The 9102-nt window shown below is 73.8% G+C and carries 10 protein-coding genes; 5 read left to right on the forward strand and 5 right to left on the reverse strand.

All coding sequences use genetic code 11. The features are described from left to right. From RIF68_RS16685 to RIF68_RS16700, 4 genes are all read right to left on the reverse strand, one after another. On the reverse strand, positions 1–816 hold an 816-nt coding region (locus RIF68_RS16685), incomplete at its 3' end, for an FAD-binding protein (protein WP_309052055.1). Between the two features lie 25 nt (positions 817–841). Next, entirely contained in the window at positions 842–1318 is a 477-nt protein-coding gene (locus tag RIF68_RS16690; RefSeq protein WP_309052056.1) for a succinate dehydrogenase hydrophobic membrane anchor subunit, read from the reverse strand. Between the two features lie 8 nt (positions 1319–1326). Further along, entirely contained in the window at positions 1327–1707 is a 381-nt protein-coding gene (gene sdhC / locus RIF68_RS16695) for a succinate dehydrogenase, cytochrome b556 subunit (RefSeq protein WP_309052057.1), read from the reverse strand. A gap of 192 nt (positions 1708–1899) precedes the next feature. Further along, positions 1900–2487: a 2-oxo-4-hydroxy-4-carboxy-5-ureidoimidazoline decarboxylase gene (locus RIF68_RS16700; protein ID WP_375165711.1), complete on the reverse strand. Its 588-nt coding sequence runs from the start codon at positions 2485–2487 to the stop codon at positions 1900–1902. A gap of 373 nt (positions 2488–2860) precedes the next feature. Between RIF68_RS16700 and RIF68_RS16705 the strand changes: the two genes are divergently transcribed. From RIF68_RS16705 to RIF68_RS16715, 3 genes are all read left to right on the forward strand, one after another. Continuing rightward, a complete protein-coding gene (locus tag RIF68_RS16705; RefSeq protein ID WP_309052058.1) occupies positions 2861–4516 on the forward strand; it encodes a glycoside hydrolase family 20 protein in 1656 nt (551 codons plus the stop codon). Positions 4517–4632: 116 nt separating this feature from the next. Further along, on the forward strand, positions 4633–5277 hold the full coding sequence (locus RIF68_RS16710) for a DUF4328 domain-containing protein (protein ID WP_309052059.1): 645 nt from the start codon (positions 4633–4635) through the stop codon (positions 5275–5277). A 66-nt stretch (positions 5278–5343) separates the two neighbouring features. Continuing rightward, on the forward strand, positions 5344–5931 hold the full coding sequence (locus RIF68_RS16715) for a hypothetical protein (protein ID WP_309052060.1): 588 nt from the start codon (positions 5344–5346) through the stop codon (positions 5929–5931). 60 nt (positions 5932–5991) lie between these two features. Here the strand turns inward: RIF68_RS16715 and RIF68_RS16720 are convergent, their stop codons facing one another. Then, complete coding sequence (locus tag RIF68_RS16720; protein WP_309052061.1) at positions 5992–6738, reverse strand: Clp protease N-terminal domain-containing protein; 747 nt, start codon at positions 6736–6738, stop codon at positions 5992–5994. Positions 6739–7157: 419 nt separating this feature from the next. Here RIF68_RS16720 and RIF68_RS16725 point away from each other — a divergent pair, with 419 nt between their 5' ends. Further along, positions 7158–7835 carry an RNA polymerase sigma factor gene (locus RIF68_RS16725; RefSeq protein ID WP_309052062.1) on the forward strand — a complete coding sequence of 226 codons (678 nt, stop codon included), beginning with the start codon at positions 7158–7160 and terminating at the stop codon, positions 7833–7835. Beyond that, a complete protein-coding gene (locus tag RIF68_RS16730; protein ID WP_309052063.1) occupies positions 7835–9013 on the forward strand; it encodes a hypothetical protein in 1179 nt (392 codons plus the stop codon). Before RIF68_RS16725 ends, RIF68_RS16730 begins: the two co-directional genes overlap by 1 nt. Positions 9014–9102: the final 89 nt, after the last annotated feature.

A 9102-nucleotide genomic window follows, 5' to 3' on the forward strand; every position in this document is an offset into this window, starting at 1 on the left:
GAAGCGCTCGCCGTCCTTGTTGCGGAGGATGCCGCCCTCACCGCGGGCGCCCTCCGTCAGCAGGATGCCCATGCGCCAGATGCCCGTCGGGTGGAACTGGAAGAACTCCATGTCCTCCAGCGGGATGCCACGGCGGTAGCAGGCGGCCTGGCCGTCACCGGTCAGGGTGTGGGCGTTCGAGGTCACCTTGAAGAACTTGCCGGTGCCGCCGGACGCGTAGATCACGGCCTTCGCCTGGAAGACGTGGATCTCACCGGTGGCCAGCTCGTACGCGACCACACCGGCCGACTTCTTGACGCCGTCGACCTCGGTGATCAGCTGGTCCAGGACGTAGAACTCGTTGAAGAACTCCACGCCCTCCTTGACGCAGTTCTGGTACAGCGTCTGGAGGATCATGTGACCCGTGCGGTCCGCGGCGTAGCAGGACCGGCGGACCGGGGCCTCGCCGTGGTTGCGGGAGTGACCGCCGAAGCGGCGCTGGTCGATGGTGCCGTTCGGGGTCCGGTTGAACGGCAGGCCCATCTTCTCCAGGTCGAGGACGGCGTCGATGGCCTCCTTCGCCAGGATCTCGGCGGCGTCCTGGTCGACCAGGTAGTCACCGCCCTTGACCGTGTCGAAGGTGTGCCACTCCCAGTTGTCCTCCTCCACGTTCGCCAGCGCGGCGGCCATGCCGCCCTGCGCGGCGCCCGTGTGGGAGCGGGTCGGGTACAGCTTCGTCAGCACGGCGGTGCGGCTGCGCTTCGTCGCCTCGATGGCGGCGCGCATGCCGGCGCCACCGGCGCCGACGATGACGGTGTCGTACTTGTGGAACTTCATGACGTGGATTACCTCAGCCCCGTGCCTAGCGGATGTTCGGGTCGAAGGTGAAGATCACCAGCGTGCCCAGAAGGATGGTGAACACCGTGGCGGTGTACAGCAGGCCCTTGAGCCACAGGCGCGTGTTGGCCCGCTCCGCGTAGTCGTTGATGACGGTACGGAGGCCGTTGGCGCCGTGCAGCATGGCGAGCCACAGCATCAGGAGGTCCCAGACCTGCCAGAACGGGGACGCCCAGCGGCCCGCCACGAAGGCGAAGCCGATCTTGGAGACGCCGCCGTCCAGGAACAGCTGGATCAGCAGGTGGCCGAGGACCAGCACGACGAGGACCACGCCGGAGAGGCGCATGAAGAGCCACGCGGCCATCTCGAAGTTGCCACGGGTCGCGCGCGGGGTCTTGCCGGTGCGCTTGCGGGGGGCCTCGATGTACGGGGCCGGGTTGTCCACGTCGTAGCGGGCGCCGCCCTCGACGGGACCGATCGCGGTGGAGGTCTCAGTGGACATGTCTGGCGTCAGCTCCCGAACAGTTCACGTGCGGCGTGGCCGAGGACGGGGTAGATCGAGCCCGCCATCAGCACGAGCCAGATGCCCACGACGGTCCAGAGCATCTGCTTCTGGTAGCGCGGGCCCTTGGACCAGAAGTCCACGGCGATGACACGGAGACCGTTCAGCGCGTGGAAGAGGATGGCGGCGACGAGGCCGTACTCGAGCAGCGCGACGATCGGCGTCTTGTAGGTCGCGACGACCTCGTCGTACGCCTCGGGGGAGACACGGACGAGAGCGGTGTCCAGTACGTGTACGAACAGGAAGAAGAAGATGAGGACGCCGGTGACTCGATGAGCCACCCAGGACCACATTCCTTCCCGGCCGCGGTACAGCGTTCCAGCCGGCACGGAAAAACCCTCCGGGAGCGGGGATCAGGGCCGGCCGGCTTCTCTGTCGGTCAGGCCCGGCCGGGTACGGTCCACCGGCCCCGGTCATCGTAGCGACGAGTTGTCGGTTCGCTCGCGCGGGGTCCATAGGTGTGATCAAACAGGCACGGACGGACTATCCCCGGGGCCGGTATCGGCGCGTTCCGGACGGAATCACGCGCCGGCGGGGTGAGACGTGAGGTCCCGGGCGAGTCGGAAGGCGAGCCGGGCCCGGGCCAGCCGGCGCAGTTCGTCCGCCGCGACGGCCCGCTCCTCCTCCGGTTCGTTGCCGAGACGTGACCGGATTCCGGCCAGGACCTGGTCCAGACGCTCCCCGGGCCGCACACCGTCGAGGCTGATCACGAAGGCGTGTCCGAAGCTGCTCTCGTACGCGGCGTGGGCGGCCCGCAGGGCGGTGCGCGCGGCGGGCGGTGCGTCCGGGTGCGGCAGGGCGGGGCATTCGGCGGCCAGCGCCTCGTCCAGATCGCGTCCTGCCAGGTCGTAGCCCGCTTCGTCGGCCGCGGCGAGCAGTGCGTCCACGGTCGGGTACGGACGGTGAGAGGCCACCCGTTCGGCCCAGTGGCGGCTGTGGCAGCAGGAGAGGAGCAGCTCCTCGGCCTCGGCCGCGGAGGCCGCGTTGAAGCGGTCCAGGGCGGCGTCCCGCGAGGTGGCAGGCCCCGGCAGCCCGGTCCGGCGAACGGCCGCCGCGGGTGTGTCCGGGGAGGCCGGTGTCCGGCAGGGGGCGTGGGTGTCGCTGGTCAGCGTGGTCTCCGGGACGGGAGGGCGGGGCGGGGAGGGTGGGACGCAACGTTATCGACGGGACGGGGGAAGCGTCCGACGCGTGCGCGAATTTCACCCGGAAGGGAGAGTTTCGGTACAGGAGATGGACTTCGGAGTTCCCGAGGTTGCCTCCGGGGTTCGGGAAGTCGGGGCCGGGCGAGCCCGGGGCGCCGTCGGTCGCGGGCCGGGCGGGTCCGGGGCGCGGAGTGCGTGCCGCCGGGTTCGCGGGCCCGGGGCCGGCGGGACCTTCGTGGATCCGGCGGGTGGACGGGTAGGGGTCCGGAGGTTCGGGAAGTCGCCGGACGGCCGTCCCCCGATTGGCCGGACCGTCCTCCGTACGGAAGGATTCCGATCGATGCGGTACTCCATACGAGGACCCCGCCGGGGTCCCACTCTGCTCGCGACCGCGGTGGCACTGGCCACCGTGGCGGCCTGTTCCGGCGGCTCCCCGTCCGGTGCGGGCGCCCCCACCTCCGGTACGTCCGGTACGGCGGCGGGCACCGCGCCCACGGGGACGAGCCCGGCCGCGCAGCCCAGCCCCACCCGGACGACGCCGAGCCCCACGCCGACCCCGTCCCGCACGTACCCGCTCTCGTCGGCGCCGCGCGTGATCCCGGCCGTCCGCGACCACGAGCCGGCCCGCGGCCCCGGCTGGAAGCCGGCCGCCCCGGCCGGGGTCGTCGTCGCCGCGAACAGCGCGGGCCTCGCCGACGAGGGCAAGCTCCTCGCGGGCGAGCTGGGCCTTCCCTACCGGGGCACCGCCGCCGCGGGCCCCGGGGACATCGAGCTGGCCCTCGGCGGCACGGGCGGCGCGCCCGAGTCGTACACGCTGGTCGTCCGCGACAACCGGGTGCGGATCAGCGGGCCGGACGAGGCCGGGGTCTTCTACGGGACCCGGACGCTCAAGCAGTCGGTGAAGGCGACCGGTGCCGTGCCGGAGGGGACGGTCACCGACCGGCCCGCGAAGCCGCAGCGCGGGCTCATGGTCGACATCGCCCGCAAGCACTTCACGGCCGCCTGGCTGGAGGACCGCATCCGCGAGATGGGCGACCTCAAGCTCAACCAGCTCGGCCTGCACTTCTCCGACGACCAGGGCTTCCGGATCGAGTCCGACTCCCACCCGGAGGTCGTCTCGGCCCAGCACCTCACCAAGGCGGAGGTCCGGCGCATCCTGGCGCTCGCGGCGAGCCGCCACATCACCGTGATCCCCGAGATCGACTCGCCCGGGCATCTGGGCGCGGTGATCGCCGCCCACCCCGACCTCCAGCTCCGCAGCGCGGCCGGCCGGGCCCCGCGCGGCGCCGTCGACATCGCCAACCCGCGCGCGGCCCGGATCGTCGACGACCTGCTGCGCGAGTACACGGCCCTCTTCCCCGGCCGCTACTGGCACCTCGGCGCCGACGAGTACGTGGCCCTCATGGCCCGGGACCCGGAGGCCACCTATCCGAAGCTCGCGCAGGCCGCGCGGGCGAAGTACGGGCCGTCCGCCCGCGTCCAGGACCTGGCCACCGGCTGGCTCAACGACCGGGCCGCCGTCGTCCGGCCCACCGGCAAGACCCTGAAGGCGTGGAACGACGGCTTCTTCGCGGGCGGGGTGGTGAACGCGGCCCCGGACATCGAGGTCGAGTACTGGACCGGCAAGGAGATCGGGGCCAGGCCGCCCGTCCCGTACCTCAGCGCGGGCCGCAAGCTGGTCAACCTCAACGACGAGTACCTCTACTACGTGCTCGGTGAGCCCAACGACTTCACCTATCCGACGGGGCGCCGCATCTACGAGCAGTGGACCCCGCTGGTCGTGCGCGGCACGACGCCCGTTCCCTCGCGGTACGACCCCCAGATCCTCGGCGCCCGCTTCGCCGTCTGGTGCGACCTGTCCCGGGCGCAGACGCAGGCGCAGGTGGCGGAGGGGATCCGGATGCCGCTGACGGCCCTCGCGCAGAAGGTGTGGGACGCGCGGAAACCGGCGGTGAGCTGGGCGGAGTTCCGCACCCTGGCGAACCGGGTCCGCTGAGGACCGCTGGACGCGCTCACCACGCGTCGCGTACGTTCCCCCGGCGGTGGCCGCGTGGGCCGGCGCCGGGGCTCCGGGGAGGGGCGCCGCCCGCTCCCCGGGGGAAACCGCACCGCATGCTCCGCGATCCCAAGGACCTCGCCTTCGCCGTCACGGCTCTGCTCGGGGCGACGGTCCTCGCCGACGCCCTCGCCCTCCACGCCGGATCCGAGCTGTGGACGGCGGTGACGGACTCCCCCTCCGGGGACGTGTCGCCACGCGACCTCGCAAGGGCGCTGGTGGTCGGGACGGCGCTGCTCCAGGGCCTTCTCCTGGTGGCGACCGGGACCGTCTTCGTCATCTGGTTCCACCGGCTGCGGCTGAACGCCGAGGTCTGGGCCGGCGACGTGCACAGCCGGACGCCCGGCTGGGCCATCGGCGGGTGGTTCATCCCCGTCGCCGGGCTCTGGATCCCGTGCGCGATCGCCACGGAGATCTGGCGGGCGAGCCGGCCCGATCCGTCGGCGCCGGACCGCCGGGGCGAGTTCCTGCTGCTCCGTGGCTGGTGGCTGGTGTTCGTGGCGGACCTGGTCCTGGCCCGCGTGGCGGCCTGGCGGCTCGGCCGGGCGGAGACCTTCGAGGCGTACGCGTCGGCCGCGCGCTGGCTCCTGGCGAGCGACGCGCTCGACATGGCCGCCGCCGTGCTCGCGATCCTCTTCGTGCGGCGTCTGACCTCTATGCAGCACGCCAAGGCAACCGGCATGATTTCGGCCGCGCAGTGACGAAAACGCGCCAGTCGGCGCAGTAGGGGAAGTACTGCGTCCGTATCGGGTGGCGAGGAGGCGTCCATGACGTCGGCGATGTCGGTGACGGGCCGGAGCCTGCGGGAACTGATCGACGGCGCCGGGGAGCGGAGCCTGGCCGCGGCCGGTCTCGCCTGCCTCGACCGCTGTCTGCCGCTGCTCGGCCCGGACCTGGGTGATCTCCTGCGGCCCGTCTGGGCGGCGGTCGCCCGCGGCGACGGCCCCGCATGGGGCGAGTCGCTGGCCGGGGCGCGCGCGGAACTGGACGGCGTGGAGGCGGCGGGCGCCGGGGACGGTGCCCCGGCACAGGCCGTGCGCGGGATGCTGGCCGCCGCCCCGGCCGCCTGGGCCGCCGACGGCCTGCGCGCCTGGGCGCACACCTGCTCGGCCACCGCCCTCGCCCTGCACGGCCGCCACGACCCGGCCGGCGTGCCGGACGGTCTGATCGAGCGCTGCCGGGCCGGGGACGCGGAGGGGGCCGGTCCGCTGCTGGCGGGGGAGCTCCGCCGTCAGCAGGCCGTCCTCGAAGCCGTCGCCCACGGCCCGACCGGACTGCGCCGGGCCCGTGAGCTCTCCGTCGAGGGCGGCCGGGTGCTGCGCGCCGTCGTCTCCCGCCGGGCCCGCACGGCCTGAGGGGCGGTACGGGCCCGGGGCGTACGGCGCGCGGGGTGGTACGGGCGCGGGCCGGCCTCGTCAGCCCTCTTCGCCCTCCCCGGCCACGAGCGTCACCGAGGCGATCATCTCCGTGATGTCCCGCTCCGCCGTCGCCTTGGACAGGCCGAGCCCGCTCAGCACGCCCTTTCCGTCCTCGTGCTCCAGGAGCGCGAGCAGGATGTGCTCGGTGCCGACGTAGTTGTGGCCCAGGCGCAGGGCCTCGCGGAACGTGAGTTCCAGGACCTTCTTCGCCGCCGCGTCGTACGGGATGAGCGCGGGCACCTCCGCGGAGGCCGGCGGCAGGGTCGGGGCGACGGCCTCGCGCAGCCGCTCGGGCGTGACGCCCTGCGCGGTGATCCACCGCACCGCGATGCCCTCCGGCTCGGCCAGCAGGCCGAGGGCGAGGTGGGCGGGGGCGGTCTTGGTGTTGCCGGCCGACGTGGCCTCGTTCTGGGCGGCCACGACCACGTTCCGCGCCCGGGGCGTGAAGCGGCTGAACCCGGCGTTGGGGTCCATCTTCTCCGCGTCCGGCTCCTTGGGGACGAAGCGCTTCTGCGCCGCCTGGCGCGTGACGCCCATGCTGCGGCCGATGTCGGTCCAGGAGGCACCGGAGCGCCGGGCCTGGTCCACGAAGTGGCCGATGAGGTGGTCGGCGATGTCGCCGAGGTGATCGGCCGCGAGGACCGCTCCGGAGAGCTGGTCCAGCGGACTGCCGGGGATCTTCTTGACGGCTTCGATGAGGTCGTCGAGACGGACGGGGACGTTCAGACCGACTGGATTCGTCATGAGGCAACCATAGGTTGACACCTCTCCACTGTCAACCGGTGGTTGACAGTGGAGGGGTGTGTGTCGGCCCAGGGTTGTGACCTGCCGCAACGCGGACAGGGCAGGGCGGAGGAGGAAGGAAAGAAGATGGGAAAAGGGAGACGACCGGGGCCGCCACCCCCCACAGGAGAGGCCCCGGTCGTCATCCACGGAGCCGCAGCACGGCTCCGTACTCCATACAGCGCCGGGCGTGCGGTTTGTGTCACACCCGTCTTCCGGCCGCCCCGGGTGGCGGAAAGGTTGCGATATGGGCGAAGAGCGCGGACCGCGTGGACGCGACGCGGATCCACGACGTAGCGTGCAGGGTGCGCGAGCCAGCGTGGCGGTGATGACCAGCCGCGATGACGCGACCGACGCGACCGACGAACAGGGTTTGGGGAGTGCTGGGGGACGACGCGGAGCTGACGGCCGCGGTGCTCGCTGCGCAGGACGGGGACGAGAACGCCTTCCGTACTGTGTATCGCGCCGTGCACCCCAGGCTGCTCGGCTACATACGCACACTGGTCGGCGAGGCCGACGCCGAGGACGTCGCTTCGGAGTCCTGGCTCCAGATAGCCCGTGATCTCGACCGGTTCAGCGGGGACGCGGACCGCTTCCGCGGCTGGGCCGCCCGGATCGCCCGCAACCGCGCGCTCGACCACATCCGCATGCGCGGTCGCCGCCCCGCCGTGGCCGGCGACGAGACCGAGCTCGCCGAGAAGCCGGCCGAATCCGACACCGTGGGAGAGGCCCTGGAAGCCCTGTCCACCTCCGACACCATGCACCTGATCGCCCGCCTCCCCCAGGACCAGGCCGAGGCCGTCGTCCTCCGCGTCGTCGTCGGACTCGACGCCAAGAGCGCCGCCGAGACCCTCGGCAAGCGCCCCGGCGCGGTCCGTACCGCCGCCCACCGGGGCCTGAAGAAGCTCGCCGAGCTCCTCGGGGTCGACGGCGAGGCGGTGGGCGACGGGGACGGCCCGCCGCTGGAAGGAGTGCCTCCGCAGCGCGGCCGAGGCGCCGGCACCGTGACGCCCGGCGGTGTGACGCAATCACGTCCCCGTACGCAGAAGGACATGTGATGGCCGACGAGCGGTACCAGTGGCTCGACCAGGAGGCCGCGGAGCGGCTGCTCCGCGGCGAGCCGGTCGACGCCGTCGACGACCGGGCGCGGTCCCAGGCGCAGCGCCTCGCCGAGGCCCTCGGCGCGGCCCGTACCCCTTCCGCAGCCGTCCCCGCGGACGCCGAACTGCCCGGCGAGGCCGCCGCGCTGGCCGCCTTCCGCAAGGCCGTGGCCGAGCGCGCCGCCCTCACCGGGGCCGCCGCCGGCCTTCAGACGCCGTCCGCCCCCGCCGGTCCCGTGGACCTCGGCCGGGTACGGCTCGCGCCGGTCACCGCCCCCGCCCGCCGCTGGGGCCGTTCCGCGCGGTTCGGACTGGCCGCCGCGGTCGCCGCCGTCACGGTCGGCGGGGTCGCCGTCGCGGCCGGCACCGGGGTGCTGCCTCTGGTCGGTCCCTCGCCCGCGAGCTCCGTCACCGCGGCGGAGAGCCCCGATCCGGTCGTGACCGAGACGCCCGGCGTCCGCCAGGACCCCGGGACGCCCCCGACGCCGACCCCGGAGCGCGACCCGCGCACCCCCGGCACGCCGGCCACCGGCACCCCCGGCGCCTCGCCGTCGGCCGGCGGCGGGCACCCGGACGGCGGGAGCGGCGCGGCCTCCGGCGGCCCGGCGCCCGGCCGGACCACCGGCGCCCCGGACGGCGCGGACGACACCACGGACCCCGGCACCGGCAACGGCACGGGCACGGAGACCTCGCCGGGCACCGGCTCCACCGGCTCCACCGGCGGCGCCGGGCTCCCCGACACGGCGGTCAAGGCCTGCCGTGACTTCCGCGCGGGCCGCCTCGACGAGGCCGGCCGCCGCCAGCTCGCCGGCATGCTCCGCACCGGCGAGACCCTGCGCCGCTACTGCGACCGCGTCCTGCCCGTCGACACCGGTACGGGAGGCGGCGCCGGCGACGCGGGAGGGACCGCCGGCTCGGGCGGCTCCGGCGGCTCCGGGGACACGAAGGACGACGGGGCGGGCGACGGCAAGGACGACGGGGCAGGCGACGCCGACGAGCACCGCGCCGGCCACGGCGGCGGCAAGGGCACGGGCAGCGGCCCGCGCCCGGGCACCGACCGGGGCTCCGCCGGGCAGGACTCCACCGGAGGCGGGTCCCGGGGCCGGGCCGGGAGCGCCCCGAAGAACCGTTCCTGACACTCTTCCGGGCCGGGTGTAACACTTCGCGGCCCGTCGGCGCAGTAATGAGTGAGCCGACTGGTCATCGGCGGCGCGGCGAGCCGGGG

It is taken from the genome of Streptomyces sp. (assembly GCF_031178505.1).
In the GTDB taxonomy this organism is placed as follows: domain Bacteria; phylum Actinomycetota; class Actinomycetes; order Streptomycetales; family Streptomycetaceae; genus Streptomyces; species Streptomyces gulbargensis.

What these genes read in the sequence shown, in the direction of transcription:
- RIF68_RS16720 (WP_309052061.1), bottom strand. Translation starts at nt 6,738, where the DNA reads ATGACGAATCCAGTCGGTCTGAACGTCCCCGTCCGTCTCGACGACCTC.
- RIF68_RS16705 (WP_309052058.1), top strand. Translation starts at nt 2,861, where the DNA reads ATGCGGTACTCCATACGAGGACCCCGCCGGGGTCCCACTCTGCTCGCG.
- RIF68_RS16690 (WP_309052056.1), bottom strand. Translation starts at nt 1,318, where the DNA reads ATGTCCACTGAGACCTCCACCGCGATCGGTCCCGTCGAGGGCGGCGCC.
- RIF68_RS16710 (WP_309052059.1), top strand. Translation starts at nt 4,633, where the DNA reads ATGCTCCGCGATCCCAAGGACCTCGCCTTCGCCGTCACGGCTCTGCTC.
- RIF68_RS16715 (WP_309052060.1), top strand. Translation starts at nt 5,344, where the DNA reads ATGACGTCGGCGATGTCGGTGACGGGCCGGAGCCTGCGGGAACTGATC.
- RIF68_RS16730 (WP_309052063.1), top strand. Translation starts at nt 7,835, where the DNA reads ATGGCCGACGAGCGGTACCAGTGGCTCGACCAGGAGGCCGCGGAGCGG.